The sequence below is a fragment of the [Mycoplasma] cavipharyngis genome (assembly GCF_042984175.1).
Taxonomy (GTDB): domain Bacteria; phylum Bacillota_I; class Bacilli_A; order Mycoplasmatales; family Mycoplasmoidaceae; genus Mycoplasma_N; species Mycoplasma_N cavipharyngis.
On the sequence record NZ_CP155569.1, the window covers coordinates 48,489 to 66,346 of the forward strand.

Below are 17,858 nucleotides of genomic sequence, written 5' to 3' on the forward strand. Positions count from 1 at the left end.
GTGGTAAAATCAATAAAATTAAATGAAAGGAACTAATAATTATGAATCCAGATTTAAAATTAAAAGCGGTATTTCCTAAAAAAAGAACAGTAATAACTTTTAATGAATTAGGCAAGGGCTTAGGTCATCATCCAATTATTGTTTATTATTCTGAAGCTGAAGATGAATATTATTATTTAAAAATTCGTAGTGCTAGAGATAATGATGGAAATTTAAAAAAAATTAAAAATAAAGAAATTTTTGTTCCTAAAAATTCTAATGATAAACAATTATTATACAATGATTCTTATATTGATACAACTAAAATCTTTCGCATTAAAAAACCTGAACTTATTAGTATTATTGATTCTAAAAAAATCTATCATATAGAAAGAATTGATCCAGTATATGCAATATTAATTTATGAAACTTTAGGGAGAAACTTAGATCAAGAACCGCCCTTTTGCTCATTAATGAAAGTGAGTTTTGATCAAAATATTAAAGAATTTACTAGTGAAACTGAATATACTCATAGAAAATTAATTGATTCTGAATATAATGAATTAATTTCAGAAGACAAAATAAAGTATGATAAAACTTATCAATTTTTAATCAAAAATCGTTGTAAAACTACACTTGAAGTTTCAGAAATTTTAAATAATCTTGAGGGCAGTTTATATCATGATCGTCGTGATTATCGCTATCAAAATAGCTATCATCTTAATAGAAATAAAGAGTTTTCTAATGAGATTGAAAAATTATTTGTCCATAATTGAGATCATTTTAGAAACAAAAATTTATCTAATTTAGAAATAGAATCAGAATTAAAAATATTTAGTGATGATTTAAAATATTTATTAGAAAACAAATATGTACCACCAAAATCTATTTCATATGAAGAATTTCAAACAAGAGAAATGTTAATAAATCAATGATTAAAAAATCTAGATCCAACAAGATTAATTTTAACTCCAGCAGAATTAACGGTTTTAAAAAAGAATCCTAATTATGATTTAATTTATAAAGAATATGAACCAAAAACAAATGAAATATTATTTGAATACTTACAAGAACAAGGGATTCAAATTGATATTGATGAAGATTTAAGACTAAGATATTTTATAGAACATAAAATATTACGTGAATACATTAAAAAAGTGAATTTAGAATATTTAAAAAATAAATTCAATTCATACGAACGATAAGAAGTAATATTTAATAATAATAATTAAGTATTTGAAGCAATAATTTGATCTAAAAATAATTTCCATGAAACTGATCCATGTAATTTAAAAAGATTTATTGTTGATATTTCTCTTCTATAATTATCGTTATAACTACTATGTGTAACATTTAAAATAATAGTTTTTATTGCTAATATATTTTTTAAAAAAATCCTCTAGAATCATAATTAAAATATATTAATGGATGATCAAATAAAAAATCATCAAAAACTCTTTCAAATAGCAAATCATAATTAATTGTAAATACATTAATTCTTTTAAGTGTCTCATTACTTTCACTTTGCAAATAATCATAAAAGCATTTAATTAGTCTTAGATAATTTTTATATACTTCACGATTAGAAGAAGGGTTATCAAAATCATTTTCAAATATCGTTATTGGTTTAATCCACTTTAAGAAATAATAGACATACATCAATGCCTTTGCTTCTTTTGAAATTTTATTCTTAATAACAACATTTTTAAATGTAGGATAGTTTTCTCCAAGACTTAAACTGGGATAAATTGGCACACTTGCTTCTGCACCTATAAGAAAAATTTATATTTTTTCCTCTAATTAATTTATCTAATTCATCACACTTCATTTACTTATCTTTTTATCCCTTTATCAATACTTTCATAAACATTTTTAATAAATAGATAAAAAACTGGAATTGTATACTGAATTTGTTTTTTTAATGTAATTGTTATTAGCAAAAAATGTTTTTCACATATTTTGCTTCATATAGTTTTAAAATAAATCTATATTATGAAAACTAATTTTGTCTAAAATGTAAGTTATTTTCACATTTTCACTCTAACTATTTTCTTAGTTTTTTGCATTATTGAATGAAATAAGTAATCAGTTCAACATTAACAGCACTATCAAATTATTTGTTGATAGTTTTTCTACATATTATCTTTTAATTTTTTTATTAAGATATTTATTTTCGATATTTTTCTATTACTTATTTTTTAAGTATATCTTTTTAATAAATTATTTTCATTTGAATCAAATTAATCAATTTAATCAATAGAAAATTTTCACGTAAATCATAAATTCTTTAATAAATTTATAAATTCCTATTTTGATTGTTTGGTTTGTTAAAGAGTAATTAATATTGCGCTATCTATAAAGGATTTATATAATTGTGCAATAGATTTTTCTTTTATCTCAAAAAACAAAAAGGATAAATTTTCTCTCTAAATTTTTAGAGTAAAAATCTATCCTTCTTAGTAAGTAAATTTGTTAAATTTTTGAAAAAAACAGATTGTGAAAATCTGTCATTTATTTATTCAACTATACTTTTTATATGTTTTTTGATATTTGCTTTTCTATCAATAATAAATTCTTTGAAATCTTTTATTTCTAAACTAATTCCATTAGATAAAAATAAATCTTTATTTGTTTTATTTTCTTCTAAAACTCAATCTTTTAGAAATTTTTTATTCTTTGATTCATTTTTTTTGCCAATTAGTAGTTGTAGATTAGCAACACTATTCCAATTTTCAGATTTTTTTGCAAATTCTTGAATTTCACTTGGAATATATTTATTAAATTTTTCTTCATCAGTAAATATAGTTGCTGGATGAAGATGATCTTGATGGAAAGTTTGATTTGAAAAATCTAAATTTGAATACAATAAATGCAATACATAATCTGCATTATCAGAATCTTTTTCTGACTCTATTAAACCATCAATAAATTCATCATCAAAACTATAATTTCGTGCAGGATCATTTTTGAATGCATCTATTAATTCTTTATAAGGAAATATTTCTCCTAAATTTTTTGATAAAACAGTTCTCATTTTTTTAAAATAGAGTCTAACTGTCCACCAAATACAGATTTAATAAATGAAAGGATTAATCATTTAGTAATCTTTTCTTTATTTTCCCTATTTTTGTATGTTGGATTAATTATATTTTCTTCTAAATTATTATGATAAATATAGTAGATTATAGGTATTGCTGCATTTTTTGCTCTAAAAGTTTTATCATTAAATCCTAAGGACTCAAATAGAGTAAATGCAGATATTATACTTTTTCGTATTTTAATTCAATTTTTTTCAAATTTATTAACATTTTCATGGGTAAAATTTTTTAATCGAAATTTAACATCATCAATAAATAATACTAAAAACGTTCTTAGTACAAAATCTTTATTAATGATAAAACCTGGATGACCAATATCATATACTTCATCAACTAGTTTTTTAATTTCTTCACGCGCATCAATATTCTTTCAATTTGCTGATGCAATTGACATAAGCAAATCAGAAAAAGAGAGTGGAGTTCCACCACTATTTGTACGAATAAATATTTCAAGAATTTTATCTGAATCTTTTTCGTCTTGTGGATCATCTTGTAAATAATAGTTCAAGAGTTTTTCAATATGTATTACTGAAAATAATTTTGTTAATGTATCACATGCATATGCGTTCTTTACAAGATTGTTATCAACTATATATTTATTTACTTTTTGTAATGAATTTAAATCTAATATATCTCCAACTTCAAACCATATATATTTTAATGGATCTTTATATTTATCTAAATTTAAATCTGATTTCGAAAAGAAATCTAAAATCAAACTCTTTCTGATTATCATGTTCTAGATTTATTGGTGAAACCAAATTTAAGTATAGTTTCTTGTTGGAAGATTTTCTTCATTGTTTTTAAGCCATTTTTTTGGCGTTTTATACGCATAACTTCCTTTAAGTCCAATATACAAACTTGTCAATCTTTGTTGTCCATCAATAACAGCTTCAAAATCAGGAACAGCTTTTGTATCAATATCTTTATTAGTTGTAGCAAAAAATTCTCTGAACTATCTTATAAATTCATAAAATTTATATCCCGTTTTAATTTTGTCGTTGTTAATTTTCCAAAACATAAAAGAATTTATAGGATAACCGCGCATTATACTATCAAATAACATTTCAATTTGTTCGCTTTTCCAAATGAAATTTCTTTGAATATCTGTTAGTAAAAGTTTTCTGTCGAAAATTTTATCTATAGCATCTTTATATAGTGATTGGAGTTTGAAACCCAGCACTCATATTAATTACACTTTCAATTTAATTATTTTTGTTATTATGATTATATTATTTTAAGCATATTTTTCTATTATTCAAAAAACAAACAAATTAAACTCATGCTAATCATTTAAAAAATAATAAAATTACAAATTTTATCTCAAGTTTTTTATTTCAATTTTTGATGATTAATTTTTTGTAATTTAAATTATTTAAATATTAATTTTTAACAATTGAAAAAATTCAATTTATATATTATTAAATTTTGAAATATGTGAATAAACTAGAGTTAATCAATGTTTTTACTTAGTTCTTAAATAATTAATAAAAATTATTTAATATTATTTATTGATCACATAGTTAAATCAAGTCATTTTTTAACAGATCTGAAAATATTAGTTGATATATATTCATCAATTAAATATTTATCTAAATATAAATGAGCTTCTTCACAAACAGCAATTTCAAAACTAATGTTATATTTTTTTACTAAATCAATAATGATATTAATTGATTGATAAGTTGCAAAAAATATATTAACTTTTCTAGAAGAATTATTATATTGTTCAACGATTACTTCTAAATCACTTGTCATAGGAATTGGCATTTGAAATAAATGATCATCAGATTGATAATGATTTTTTTGATTTGCATCTTCATCACTAACACTAAAATCTGAACAAATTCCAAAAACTTTTAGATCATTAAAATCAGTTTGATTTTTTCATTCAAAAATAGTTTGTGATAATAAAAAAAATGAAGGAACTAAATAAAGAATGTTAAAAACTTGATTTGATTCATGATTTTGATTATATAGTTTTTCAACAATTTTTAATGCAGTAAAATTTCTATTAGTTCCATATTCCATATGTAATTTTCAACGATCATGGTTTTGGAAACTACTAATAGCATTATTAACAGCTTGAATTTGACGATCTGTTAATCTTTTCTTTTCAATAACTTCAAGTTCTGAATACTCATTAAATTCATTTAAATCAAATTTAGTTCAATCAATACCAATATTAGCCATTTTTTGTGGTCCAAAAATAGCAATCATTTCTTCTATATTAGTACTAATATGATCAGTTGTTGTGAAAAGATATTTTTGACTAAATTTATTAGTCATACCATCAATTATGAATTCAGTTGAACTTGCTGCAACAAAGTTATCAATATCTCTTTTGTTAATTGTATTATTAGGATGATAAAACTTACATTGAATTGCTCAATATTGATCATTATTATCTTGTACTACAAGATCAATTTCAGTATTAGATTGATTATCTTTACCAGGAAACTGATTTCACTTTCAAACTTGTTTAACTTCTTTATTAAAGAATGGTGCAGTTTCTAAAACTTTTTTACATAATGTTTCAAAAATTATTCTTTTTTGTGAATTATTAGTTTCTTTTTCTAGTTGATCAAGAATATTTAAAAATTTTTCTAAATTGGTCATTATTAATTTTTTTATCTTATTACAATTAAATTTATTAAAAACATTAAGTTATTAATAATGTTTTTTTTAAAGTTTATCAAGATATTAATTTTAAAAAAATTTTTTACTAATTCATAAAAATATTGTTTTACTTATGAAAAAAATTTAACTATAAAAATTAGACTAATTATTAACTAAATAAAATTTTATTGAATTGCTAAAATTTTAATAATAACTTAAAAAAGATCTCTTATGCAAACAAAGAGATCTTTTTTTAATGGATTTAATTAATTGTTTAGTGCAAATTAAATTTCTTGATATTCAGGTAATTGATCAATTAAATCTAGTGTTTCTAAACTTAATGTAATTAATGACAAAATTAAGTCAAAAACGTATTTACCACCTTTAATTTTATCAAATTTGTTAGGATCGTTGATAATTCCTGAATTTTTATCAACTGAATATTGATATTGATCAACAACTCATTCTAGTGGTGATTTGCCACTTATTTTGTATTTATATGTTTTTAAAGGAATATTATCAATAGTAATATATTCATTGAATATTATTGATTTATTATTATTGGAAAACGATAATTCTTTAACAGTGTAATCTTCTTTAATAATTTTAATTTTTACGCCTTGATAAGCATCAACTTTTTCATAATCAATATGCAAACTCATTAGTTTTTTACCAATATCAACATATTTTCAAAACCTATTTAAGAAAGGAATCTTAGGTAATTCTTTTATTAAATTCTTACAATATTTTCGTTGATAAATTTTGCTATGAAAAATTGCGTATATATATGCATATATATCATCTTCATTAATTTTTAAATCATTATTATATTTTTTCTGAAATAATTCAACTATTTCTAAATCAATATTAACTTTTTTATCATCAATTTTATCTTCATATCAATAAAATGGAAAACTTTGACTTCCAGATTTTAAAAAATTAAAATCTCTTATTTCATTTCCTGCTAAACAACTAAATCCCACTTTTTTTGGTGAATCAGGTATAGAAATTAATTTATTCTTTGTATTATTTGAAGGAAATATCTTTGGTCAAAGATATATAAACTCTAAAATTTTTTCATTAAAATAACAATAACGTTTAACAAAAGGTTTGTATTGACAAACACAAACATCATTTTTAGTATATTTTAATTTCCTCTTTTTTAAAGTTCGTTTAATTTGAAATTTGCTAATTTTAATTTTTGGTTTATATTTTTCTTGAATATAATTCATACGTTTTTTATATTCAAGATCATTTTCAATGGATTGAAATTCTAAATCATTTTGTAATAAATCTATTAATTTATTAAATTCATTGATATATTCAATCATTTTTTCTTTTAATGATTGCTCATCAAATGAATAAACCCAACCATTTTTAGATGTAGTTATTCCCAAAGAAAAATTTTTATTAAATATATTTTGTAAATTATTTATATTACCTTTTTTTGGAGATCCTAAATTAATAAATTTAATAGAATTAAGATCTATTTGATTTAATCAATTTTTTTTATAATCAGGAATAATTTTTTGAAATTCTAAATCATAAAAAGATTGATTTTCGTTAAATTCATTAAGTTTTTCTTTATTTAAATTTTCTGCAATTTGATAATAATTAATAAATGGTTCATTATTTTTAATATTATTTTTTACAAGAAAAACAATAGTAATATTATCTTCTTTAGATTTTGATTTTCTATAAACAAAAACTTGATTAAACTCTTTTTTTAAAGAATCTCTAAATTTTCCAAAATGAGGATTTTCAATAAAATTGTCATTAGTAACAAAGGCAATAATTCCCTTTTCACCTAAACGATCAGATGCTCATCTAAACGCTCTAATACATGAATTATGAAAAGATTTTGAATATTTAGAATTATTTTTTAAATATTTTGGATCATCTACATAATTATCAAAATACTTTGATCAAGATTTGGGTATTTTATTTTTTTGTTGTATGTGTTGTATTGGATTACCAATAATAATTTTAATATCTGCTTGATTTTCTTCTTTAGCTTTATTATGAACTTCTTGAAATAAGTTATCATTTTCAAATAAAGAAATGTTTTCATTAGAGCGTTTTTCTAATAACTGAAATGTATCAGTTAAAATAGCATGATTAAAAGACAAATATTCATTAGTTAATTTACTATAAGTATCTTCAATATTAATTAAGGAAATATAATATGCCAATAAACTTATTTCATTGCATCAAACATCATTTAAATATTTATTTCTTAAAGTTCATTATCAATTCCTAATTTTTTAAATTTTTCTAACAATCGAACAATAAAAGTTCCATCACCTGCAAATGGATCAAGAATTTTAATGTTCTCTTTTGCAATTGATTGATTAAATTCTTTTTTTAGAATTTCACTAACGGAATTAATAATAAAATCAACAATTTCAATTGATGGAGTATCAAATTTAAATAATTTTTCAAAAAGAGTTTTGATAAGTTTTTGTCTGTCTTCTATTAAATCTATTTCTTCAATTGATTTACAGAATTTTTGTAAATTTTCTTTTTCATTTTCAAGTCCATGAAATTTTCGCACCATCGATTCTATTAATTTAATTACTGAATTATTACCAATTACATTACGATCTTGAAAAATTGCTTGTAATACTGGTAAAATAACAATATGTTCAGCTAACATATTTATTAATTCTGAATCATTAATATTAGGATTTAATAAATATCTAATTGTTGTTTAATTTGTTTAATAATCTTATCAAGGTTTTTAGATCAATCATCTCAATAAAATCGATCACCACATTTTTCAACAGTTGCTGCTGTAAAACTTTTAGCAATTGATTTTAAATCTACTTCAGTTGCTAAAGTATATTTTAAAGCAGGATTTGTTGTAGGTTGATCAGTGTCAAATCCTTTTTGATCATAAAAACCATCAGGAGAATAAAATTGATTTAGTTTAATGACACAAATATTATCAGGTAAATCTCCTGTTACATCTGCTTTATTAATTTTCCAATTTAATCTTTCATCATGTGATCTTAATGCTTTAATCACTCTTCAAACAGTTTTATATTGAGCTTTTTTAACTATTTCTGTTTCAATTGATTGAACATCATTAACAAAAACAGGAATAATAACATAACCATATTTTTTCCATCACCCTTACGCATCACTCTACCAACTGCTTGAATAATATCAACTTGAGATTGTATATCATTCATAAAAATGACTCCATCTAATAAAGGCACATCAATTCCTTCAGTTAAACATCGTGCATTAGTTAAAATATGGCAATGATCAGGTTCAACTTCTTTACTTAACCAATTAATTTTTTCAGTTTTGATCTTAGATGGATCTCTACCTCTAATAACATCTGCAACAGGAATAACAATTCGATCATCATTTAAATAGTTGGCTTTAGAAAAGTGATTAAATGTAGCAGCAATATTTTCAGCCGTATCAATTCTTGAACAAAAAGCAATCACACGTTTCATTTTTTTAGGATCATAACTAAAATTATAAGTTTTGCTTGAAATTTTTGAAATCGCATTTAATGCTGCAATTACTTTAGCATTAGTATCAAAATCAATATCTAATGATCCTTTATCAATTACTTGATTATTGGTTACTTCAAAAACAATCACTTTATAATCAGTTAGTAAATCTAAATCAATTGCTTGACCAAAATTTAAACGATAAAAAAGTGGGCCATATTGTGATGTATCATCCATTGAATAAACATCATAACCTTCTTTTTTAGCTTGTTTTTTAGCACGTTCAGTATAAATTTTTTCAGTTGCTGTCATATACAAACGTTTTTTAGCAGGCACATAACGATCTTTATGAATTTTCATGAAATTAACATTTTCTTTTTCATCATGTTTAAGATAACCACCAATTGTTCTGTGTGCTTCATCACAAACAGCAATGTCAAAAACAAGTTTATGTTTTTTTGCTAGTTCAGCAATAACATTAATTGATTGATAAGTTGAAAAGAAAATATTAACTTTTCTAAAATGACTATGATATTGTTCAGCAATTTTTGTTGCATCAGTTGTAGCGCGAATTGGTAATGAATTTAAAATTTGATCACTTAATTGATCAATATTTTCAATATCAGCAGAACCAACATCTGAACAAATTGCAAAAGTTCTTAAGTCATCAATTTCTGCTTGAATTCTTCATTCAATAATTGTTTGTGATAATAGAGCAATTGAAGGAACTAAATAAAGCACATTAAATGCTTGATTAGGTTGATGATGTTGGTGATAAAGTTGTTCAACAATTTTTAGTGAAGTAAGTGTTTTACCAGTTCCACAAGCCATAACTAATTTCCCACGATCACTTGTTTTAAAACCATCAATTACAGCTTTAACAGCATCTTCTTGATCTCTTCTTAATTTCTTTTTTTCTAAGAAATTAATTTTCTGATTTTTAAAAAAATCTTTTCATTGAAATTGATCTCAATCAATATCTAATTTTGAGATTTTTTCTGGACCAAAAAAGATAAATTTATTTTGATCAATATTTTTACTAATGTTATTAGTAGTAGCAAAAAGATAGCGATCATTACTAAAAGAATGGGTTTGATTTGTCAATAACAAAATCAAAAGTAGTACTTTCAGAAACGAAAGTATCAACATCTTTTTTTTGAATTTTGTTATTGGGATTAAAAAACTTACATTGAATTGCTCGATAATTATTATCTTTATCTAAAGCAACAAGATCAATTCCCATATCAGTTTTCTTACCTCTTCCAGGAAATTGATCTCACATTCAAACTTCTTTAATTTCACTTTTAAAAAAGGGATCAGTTCTTAAAATCGCTTGACATAATAATTCAAAAACTCTACCTTTTTCACTAGTGTTTTTAACACGTTGTTCTAGTTGATTAAGTAGATCTGAAAATTTTTCTAAATTGGTCATTATTATTTTCTTTTTATCATCAAAATTTTTATTCAAGATATCAATTTATTGTTGACATCAATTATCATTATTATAGTTTTTTAACTAAATTAAACTTTTAAATCCTTAATACTATTTCTTTTCTTGTGATTTTAAATATAGTTGATATAAATCTGGACGATATTTTTTAGTTAATCGAATCCGTTCATTTAAACGATATTGAGCAATTTTAGCATGATGTCCTGATAGTAATATTTCAGGTACAGTTTGAGAATTGAAAACTGCAGGTTTAGTATAGACAGGATGATCTAATAAATAATCATTAAAAGATTCTGATGCTAAACTAACTGGATTAATTACATTAGGTATTAATCTTACAATTGCATCTAAACAAACTAACCCTGCTAATTCACCAGAAGTTAGAACATAATCACCAATTGATAAGTACTCATCAACATAACTATTAATTCGTTCATCAAACCCTTCATAATGACCACAAAGAAAAACTAAATCTTTATCCATATTTGCCAACTCAATTGCCTTTTGTTGGGTTAGAGTTTGACCACGCGGACTTAGTAAAATAATATAACGATTTGTTTGATCAATTGATGCTAAAGCTTTCACAACTGGTTCAATCATAAGCACCATACCTGCAGAACCACCATACTGATAATCATCAACTTGATGATAATTATTAGTACTAAAATCTCTAAAATTAATTGTTTCAACACTAATTAATTTTTTATTGATTGCTTGTTTAATAATTGATGTATTAACATAATGATTAATAACATCAGTAAATAAAGCACAAAAATAAAATCGACGCAAATTTATTAATTCTTTCAAAAAATTTTAGAATAATTACTTTAGTAGATAAATTTATTAGTAAATTTTATCTAAACGATTAATTAAAATTTTATTATAAAATTTAGATTAAAAAATTTAATTAATCAAGCATTATGATTGTTGTATTAAATCAAAATCAATGATTAAAATTAGTGCAAAGTGACTGATATCAACCAATTGTGAGTCAAATTAAAGATTTTCAACAATTTTGTTGCACTAATTATGATTTAATTTTGGCATATCAATTAGATGATAAAATTGTTGGTTTTATTACAATAATTAAATTAGTTGATCATTATGAAATTATTTGATTATTAGTGCATTCAGAATATCAAAACCAAAAAATTGGTACCAAATTAGTTCAAGCATTAATTCAATTCGTTCAAACAATTAATTCAACAACAAAAAACAATTATTCAATTTGATTAGAAGTAGCAACGTCTAATCAATATGCGGTTTGTTTATATCAAAAGCAAAAATTTAAAATTAATCGCCTTCGGAAAAAATATTTTAATAACCAACAAGATGCTTGAGAAATGGTTTGAAATCAAGAAAAATCATAATGATTAAAAAACTAAGGTTAATTAATCAATTTTTTCTAAAACATTCATTGTGCCAATAATTTGATTAATTTGAGTTACAGTAACAAATGCTTTTGGATCAATTTGATTAATTTTTTTAATTACTGTTGGAATTTCAATGTAATGACAAATTGTTTCCACTGTAGTAGTTTCTTGAGCATTAAAAGCACCAATTGCTCGATGATAAGTGAATGAATGCGAATAATCACTTTCAAACAAAGCTGTAACAATTTTAGTAGTATGATTAGAATAAATTTTTATTTTCACCATTTTATTTTTAGGAAAGACGCGATCAATCACAATTCCAGCAATAACTGCTCCTAATGCTGAAACAATTAAGTTAGGTGAAAATAACAACTCAAAACCCCAAGGGCTATATGGACGATTAATTGGATCAACATTAGCTAAACTTGCAGCAATATATGAGCCAATAAAAGTACCAATAAACAATGATACTGTATTAAAAATAATAACAGTTGTTCCTAATGGTTTATGTTTTTTGATGGAAAAATAATAAGAAACAAAATCAGTACCACCAGTTGATGAACCAACAATATAAATTACTGCATATGCAAATGGAGCAATTAATGAACCAACGACCGCATAAAAAAATAATGGTACAATTCTCACTAAATCATAAATTTTCTGATCTGGATTATATTCTCAAAGTAAAATTTTTACATCATATTTTTCTAATCCTGAATAAGAAGAAGATGTTTGACCAAAAATATCAACAATTTTTTCTACATTAGGAATAAAACTTAAGCCTAAACCAACAACATCAGAAATCAGAAATGAAATTACAGTAATTCTCGTGAAATTTTTACCAACACGATAATAAGAGAAAATAATTAAAGGAATGTTTAAAAAAGCAAACAATGTTCAAAATAAAACTGTTGAAACAATTCTAGATGTGATTTCATTATTAGGATTATGATTTAAAACTAAAACACTTGATAAACGACTAAATCCTTGAGCAAATGATGCTAATCCAGCAGTATATATTCCTGAATATTGAAAAAATAGTCATGCAGTAATTGCGATAATAATACTAGCAACAATCGAAATTAAATAACGTTTTCATCTCGTTTGAATGCCATAAAAATTACCAAAAAATAATTTTGGCACTGGCATTTCTGTTTTTCGATAATATTTTGCATTGTACATAAAAAATTAATTAACCATAGTAACAAAATTAAGTTTAATTATATTAAAAATACGATAAAAAAGATGCTGATAACAATTTCAGCATCTTATAAAATAACAAATTCTAGTTTAAAAATAGACAAATATTTAATTTATTATGCAAATTTTTTATTAGAACGACGTTTGTCTTCTTTAATTCGTGCTGCTTTACCTGATCTATTACGCATATAAGAAATATAAGCACGACGAACTTTACCATAACGTTCAACATCAATTTTTTCAATTAAAGGTGAATGAATTGGGAAAATTTTTTCAACTCTAACATCATTAGATGATTCTTTACGAATTAAAACATTTTCACTAACACCAGAACCACTACGTTTTAAAACAATACCTTGAAATTTTTGAATTCGAAACTTTTTACCATCAAAAATTCTTTCACTAACAGTAACTAAATCACCAGCATTAAATGAAGGATGGTGATTAACTTGTTTATCAGAAATCAATTTCAATAAAGTTTGTTGGTTAGGAATTTTATTTTTCATAATTTTTATCACATTAATTTTTTATAATTCAAAAAACGCTTCTAATTGTTTTTACTATCTTTAAAAGTTTTTCAAATGCCATTTTTTGATAATAAAGAACGCACAACATCAGTAGGTTGAGCACCATTATTTAAGTAATGTAAAATTTTCTCTTCTTTTAGAGTTGTATGATTTTTCATTGGATCATATGTACCTAATAATTCAAGATAAGCGCCATCACGACGGTTTTTAGCTTCAGTTACAACTACTCGATAAAATGGCAATTTTGTTCTTCCGAATCGAATTAAACGAATTTTAAGCACAATTAAGACCTCTTTAAATAGACATTTAGGTTATTCATTAAAATTTAATAAAATCAATTTTTAATTAGTTTTCTATTAAAAAAATGATTTTGAAACGACTAATAATTTTAATACTTTTTATAAAATTAATTTTAAAATTTTAACTTTAATAGGATTATTTAGCAAATAAATTAATGATAAGAATAATAAAATTAATTAAAATACTTTGATAAGAACAGAGTTTAAACTCTAACTGATCTATTGTATCACAAATTTCTTATTCAAAAATAAAATCTTTGATTCTAATTAATAATCATTAAGACAATAAAAATTTATAATTTAGTTTATTAATAAAAAGTATAAAATTGTTTTAATGTACAAGTTTGAAAACTTCATACTAACTTTATTGTAAATCTGATATTAGGTATATCTAAAAAAACATATATGAATATGATTAATTTAATTAAAAAACTGCGAAATGCTACGCAAGCTGGTTTTATGGATTGTAAAAAAGCCTTAGAACTTACTGCTGAAAAAATCAAGGCTGAAAATCAAAATTTTAGTGAAAATCAACATTTAGATGCAGCGATTAAATGATTAAGAGAAAATGGCATAGCTAAAGCTGCTGATAAAAATGCTAATAAAGTTGCAGCAGAAGGAATTACTTTAGTAGCTAAAGATGATAAGGGGGTTGCTTTGTTTGAACTAAACACCCAAACCGATTTTACTGCAGCAAGTGAATCAGTAGTTCAATTATCTGAAAAAATTTTAAGTGCGATTTTAGATCATCAAACAACTACTTTAGAACAAACTTTAGCACTAAAACTAGATGATAATACTACAATTAAAGACGCTTGTTTAGCCCTATCAGCAACTACAGGTGAGAAAATCGAATTACGTCGTTTAATTTATTATCCTCTAAAAGATCAACAAAGTGTTGGTTATTATGTTCATAATAATAAAAAAATTGCTGCATTTATTATTTTTGATCAAAATGCTGATCCTGAACAACTAAAAGGAATGGCAATGCATCTTGCAGCAATGGATCCGAAATTTTTAGATCAAAAACAAGTTGATCAAACATGGTTAAATAATGAACGTGATATTTTAATGACACAATTATCTAAAGAAGATAAACCAAAAGAATTTCAAGAGCGCATTATTAATGGTAGAATCCAAAAATTATTAGCAGAAGTATGTTTAGTATCACAATCTTATATTTTAAATGATACTTTAACTGTTGGAGAATTTGCTAAAAGTTTAAATGTCAAACCAATTTTTATGGCACGGTTTAAAGTTGGTGATGGCATTGAAAAAAATGAAGTTGATTTTGCTAGTGAAGTTGCTGCACAAATGCGATCATAAAAAATTTCTATCATTATAAAAATCAATTAATTATTAAGAAAGTAAATTAATTTTGAAAAAAAGAATTTTAATCAAAATTAGTGGTGGCTGTTTACAATCTAGTGATCAAAAAGAATTATTCGATCCTAAAAAATTAGAAAATTTATGTCAGCAAATTAAAATCATTGCTCAAAATTATACAGTTGGAATTGTTGTTGGTGGGGGTAATTTATGACGTGGTAAAAACAATTATTTAAACCAATTAAATGATCAAACTTCACATTATGTTGGCATGTTAGCAACAATTATGAACGCTTTAGTATTACATGATTTTCTAAAAGCAATTAATGTTCGTGCAAAAGTTTATTCAGCAATTGATGTTGCTAAAATAACTGAACCATTTAATTTTTTACACATTGAAAATGATTTAGTTTCAGATCAAGTTTTAATTTTTGCTGCTGGTACTGGAATGCCATATGTTTCAACAGATACTTGTTCAGCAGTAAGAGCAATTGAAATGCAAGCTGAATATATTTTAATGGGTAAAGATAATGTTGCAGGTGTATATAATCATGATCCTAAAAAAGATCCTAATGCCATTTTTTATCACCAATTAAGTTATGATAAAATAATTAATGATAAATTAGCTGTTATGGATTTAACTGCAGTTTCTTTATGTAAGGAGAATAAAATCAAAATTTTAGTTTTTAATCAATCTGAAAAAGACGCTTTTATTCGTGCTTTAGAAAATAAAATTACACTAACAACTATTTCCTAAGAAAAAACAAATTAAAATAAATTAATTCTTAGGAAAAATTATTATAAATATAAAGATAGATATTAATTAAAATTTACACAATTTTAATAAAAAAGATTTTTAGATATGAATCAAGAATGAAATGAATTTGAAACTAAGTTTTATCAAGAAGTTGATCATAGTTTTGAATGACTAAAAAGTGAATACAATAAAATTCGGGTTGGAAGAGCTAATGTTGCATTAGTTGAAGGAGTTAGGGTCGAAGTCTATGGAACTTTTACACCTTTAGTACAATTAGCAAACATTCAAATTCCTGATGCTAGAACTTTAATTATTAAGCCATATGATCCTAATACTTGTCAAGAAATTACTAAAGCAATTAATAAATTTAATAATGATTTAAATCCAATTATTGATAATAAATTAATTCGCATTGTAATTCCTGCACCAAATGAAGAAAGTCGTAAAAAGTCAATTAAAATCATTAAAGATTTTGCTGAAAAAACTAAAATTGCAATTCGTAACTCACGTAAAAATATTGTTCATGCAATTAAAGCTCTAAAATTACAAGAAGGTTTAGAAGTAAGTTATTTAGAAAATTTAGAAAAAATTGTCAAGAAATCTAATGAAAAAGTTGATGAAATTTTCAAAGCCAAAGAAAAAGATTTATTAACAATTTAGTTTTCTTATGAATTTAGTGATAAAAAAGTTAAATCAAATTAAAAACCCTCAATTAAAAACAGCAATTATTCGCTCAATAACTGCCTTTTTTTTAATTTTTTTTGTTATCATAATTTTAGTTTTAACTGTTTTATCCAATAATGCTTTTTTGCTTAATCAAACTAATCAAACTGATTGAGTTAGTGTTAGTAATAATCTTAGAAAAACCACTAGTACTTTATTAATGCTAATTATTAATTTCATTAGTTTTTTTGGAATTATTGAAATTGATCGCATTTTAGATCAAAAAAGAAAATTTAGTTTTAAATCAATTAATTTTGTTTGCTTATCATTAAATCATTATTTAATTGGTTTTATTCCTAGTTGATTGATTTTACTTAAAATTCTTGTTTTTAATCAGTTAATTACTAATATTTTTTTTCTAATCTTTTTTTTAGTTTTAGTCATTATTAGTTGCTGCTATTTTATGATTATTTGATTAATTCAAAATTTTAATCAACCAGCAAAAAATAATCGAATTGTTTTTTTAGTAATTAGCATGTTAGCATTTATTTTTTGAAATGCTTTTTATTATGTTGCCATTATTAATTCATGAGTAGTATTATTTTTATTAATTTTAATTCCAACTGTTAATGATAGTTGTGCTTATATTTTTGGATCATTATTTGGAAAAAGAAAAATTTTTCAAAATATTAGTCCTAATAAAACATTATTTGGTTTTATTGCAGGAAATTTAGTTGCAATTGTAGTTGCAATAAGTATTTTGAGTTTAATTATTTATACAGTAAATGCTAATTTGCAAACAGCAGTTTTTAATAATTTTTGATCGCTTAATCCAACAAGAAATAATATTCTTATTTGATGAGTTGTGATTACAATTAATTTAATTATCATTTCACTATTAAGTACGATTGGTGATTTATTTTTTAGTCAAATGAAACGTTGGATTAATGTTAAAGATTATGCTAAATTATTACCTGGACATGGTGGTTTATTTGATCGTTTTGATTCGATTATTTTTGCCTTTAATTATTTTTTCATTTTTAATCTATTGAATAATATAATTTTTTTTACTGATTTCAAATAGGATCAGTCATTAAATA

General features: G+C 23.4%; 20 protein-coding genes. 6 read left to right on the forward strand and 14 right to left on the reverse strand.

Annotated elements, in window-relative coordinates; all coding sequences use genetic code 4:
* Window positions 1-41: 41 nt before the first annotated feature.
* Window positions 42-1,184 (forward strand): Mbov_0400 family ICE element protein, encoded by a 1,143-nt coding sequence (locus MCAV_RS00210; protein WP_391591887.1) that lies wholly within the window; start codon window positions 42-44, stop codon window positions 1,182-1,184.
* 181 nt (window positions 1,185-1,365) lie between these two features.
* Here the strand turns inward: MCAV_RS00210 and MCAV_RS00215 are convergent, their stop codons facing one another.
* The 11 genes from MCAV_RS00215 to trmD form a co-directional block, all read right to left on the reverse strand.
* Entirely contained in the window at window positions 1,366-1,734 is a 369-nt protein-coding gene (locus tag MCAV_RS00215; RefSeq protein ID WP_391591888.1) for a hypothetical protein, read from the reverse strand.
* A gap of 760 nt (window positions 1,735-2,494) precedes the next feature.
* Entirely contained in the window at window positions 2,495-3,013 is a 519-nt protein-coding gene (locus MCAV_RS00220) for a hypothetical protein (protein ID WP_391591889.1), read from the reverse strand.
* Entirely contained in the window at window positions 2,986-3,795 is an 810-nt protein-coding gene (locus MCAV_RS00225; protein WP_391591890.1) for a hypothetical protein, read from the reverse strand. Before MCAV_RS00225 ends, MCAV_RS00220 begins: the two co-directional genes overlap by 28 nt.
* Before the next feature lie 237 nt (window positions 3,796-4,032).
* A complete protein-coding gene (locus tag MCAV_RS00230) occupies window positions 4,033-4,260 on the reverse strand; it encodes a DUF262 domain-containing protein (RefSeq protein WP_391591891.1) in 228 nt (75 codons plus the stop codon).
* A 311-nt stretch (window positions 4,261-4,571) separates the two neighbouring features.
* Complete coding sequence (locus MCAV_RS00235; protein WP_391591892.1) at window positions 4,572-5,696, reverse strand: DEAD/DEAH box helicase family protein; 1,125 nt, start codon at window positions 5,694-5,696, stop codon at window positions 4,572-4,574.
* A gap of 284 nt (window positions 5,697-5,980) precedes the next feature.
* A complete protein-coding gene (locus MCAV_RS00240) occupies window positions 5,981-7,888 on the reverse strand; it encodes a type ISP restriction/modification enzyme (protein ID WP_391591893.1) in 1,908 nt (635 codons plus the stop codon).
* A gap of 44 nt (window positions 7,889-7,932) precedes the next feature.
* Entirely contained in the window at window positions 7,933-8,352 is a 420-nt protein-coding gene (locus tag MCAV_RS00245; RefSeq protein WP_391591894.1) for a hypothetical protein, read from the reverse strand.
* A 32-nt stretch (window positions 8,353-8,384) separates the two neighbouring features.
* The gene (locus MCAV_RS00250) at window positions 8,385-8,723 is read right to left on the reverse strand and encodes a hypothetical protein (RefSeq protein WP_391591895.1); all 339 of its coding nucleotides are present in this window, start codon (window positions 8,721-8,723) and stop codon (window positions 8,385-8,387) included.
* 32 nt (window positions 8,724-8,755) lie between these two features.
* Window positions 8,756-10,273 carry a DEAD/DEAH box helicase family protein gene (locus tag MCAV_RS00255; protein WP_391591896.1) on the reverse strand — a complete coding sequence of 506 codons (1,518 nt, stop codon included), beginning with the start codon at window positions 10,271-10,273 and terminating at the stop codon, window positions 8,756-8,758.
* Window positions 10,242-10,595 (reverse strand): hypothetical protein, encoded by a 354-nt coding sequence (locus MCAV_RS00260; RefSeq protein WP_391591897.1) that lies wholly within the window; start codon window positions 10,593-10,595, stop codon window positions 10,242-10,244. Before MCAV_RS00260 ends, MCAV_RS00255 begins: the two co-directional genes overlap by 32 nt.
* A 111-nt stretch (window positions 10,596-10,706) precedes the next feature.
* A complete protein-coding gene (gene trmD / locus MCAV_RS00265) occupies window positions 10,707-11,402 on the reverse strand; it encodes a tRNA (guanosine(37)-N1)-methyltransferase TrmD (protein WP_391591898.1) in 696 nt (231 codons plus the stop codon).
* Between the two features lie 131 nt (window positions 11,403-11,533).
* On the opposite strand from trmD, the gene MCAV_RS00270 reads away from it, so the two are divergent.
* Window positions 11,534-11,983, forward strand: coding sequence for a GNAT family N-acetyltransferase (locus MCAV_RS00270; protein WP_391591899.1), 450 nt, complete (start codon window positions 11,534-11,536; stop codon window positions 11,981-11,983).
* Between the two features lie 21 nt (window positions 11,984-12,004).
* Here the strand turns inward: MCAV_RS00270 and MCAV_RS00275 are convergent, their stop codons facing one another.
* From MCAV_RS00275 to rpsP, 3 genes are all read right to left on the reverse strand, one after another.
* Window positions 12,005-13,168, reverse strand: a complete 1,164-nt coding sequence (locus MCAV_RS00275) for a DUF2179 domain-containing protein (RefSeq protein ID WP_391591900.1) — start codon at window positions 13,166-13,168, stop codon at window positions 12,005-12,007.
* A 134-nt stretch (window positions 13,169-13,302) separates the two neighbouring features.
* Complete coding sequence (gene rplS, locus MCAV_RS00280) at window positions 13,303-13,692, reverse strand: 50S ribosomal protein L19 (RefSeq protein WP_391591901.1); 390 nt, start codon at window positions 13,690-13,692, stop codon at window positions 13,303-13,305.
* Window positions 13,693-13,733: 41 nt separating this feature from the next.
* Entirely contained in the window at window positions 13,734-13,994 is a 261-nt protein-coding gene (rpsP, locus tag MCAV_RS00285; RefSeq protein WP_391591902.1) for a 30S ribosomal protein S16, read from the reverse strand.
* A 429-nt stretch (window positions 13,995-14,423) separates the two neighbouring features.
* Here rpsP and tsf point away from each other — a divergent pair, with 429 nt between their 5' ends.
* From tsf to MCAV_RS00305, 4 genes are all read left to right on the forward strand, one after another.
* Window positions 14,424-15,338: a translation elongation factor Ts gene (gene tsf / locus MCAV_RS00290; RefSeq protein ID WP_391591903.1), complete on the forward strand. Its 915-nt coding sequence runs from the start codon at window positions 14,424-14,426 to the stop codon at window positions 15,336-15,338.
* A gap of 52 nt (window positions 15,339-15,390) precedes the next feature.
* Window positions 15,391-16,095, forward strand: coding sequence for a UMP kinase (gene pyrH / locus MCAV_RS00295; RefSeq protein ID WP_391591904.1), 705 nt, complete (start codon window positions 15,391-15,393; stop codon window positions 16,093-16,095).
* A 105-nt stretch (window positions 16,096-16,200) separates the two neighbouring features.
* Window positions 16,201-16,755: a ribosome recycling factor gene (gene frr, locus MCAV_RS00300; protein WP_391591905.1), complete on the forward strand. Its 555-nt coding sequence runs from the start codon at window positions 16,201-16,203 to the stop codon at window positions 16,753-16,755.
* A gap of 7 nt (window positions 16,756-16,762) precedes the next feature.
* Window positions 16,763-17,842, forward strand: coding sequence for a phosphatidate cytidylyltransferase (locus MCAV_RS00305; protein ID WP_391591906.1), 1,080 nt, complete (start codon window positions 16,763-16,765; stop codon window positions 17,840-17,842).
* The last annotated feature ends 16 nt before the right edge of the window (window positions 17,843-17,858 follow it).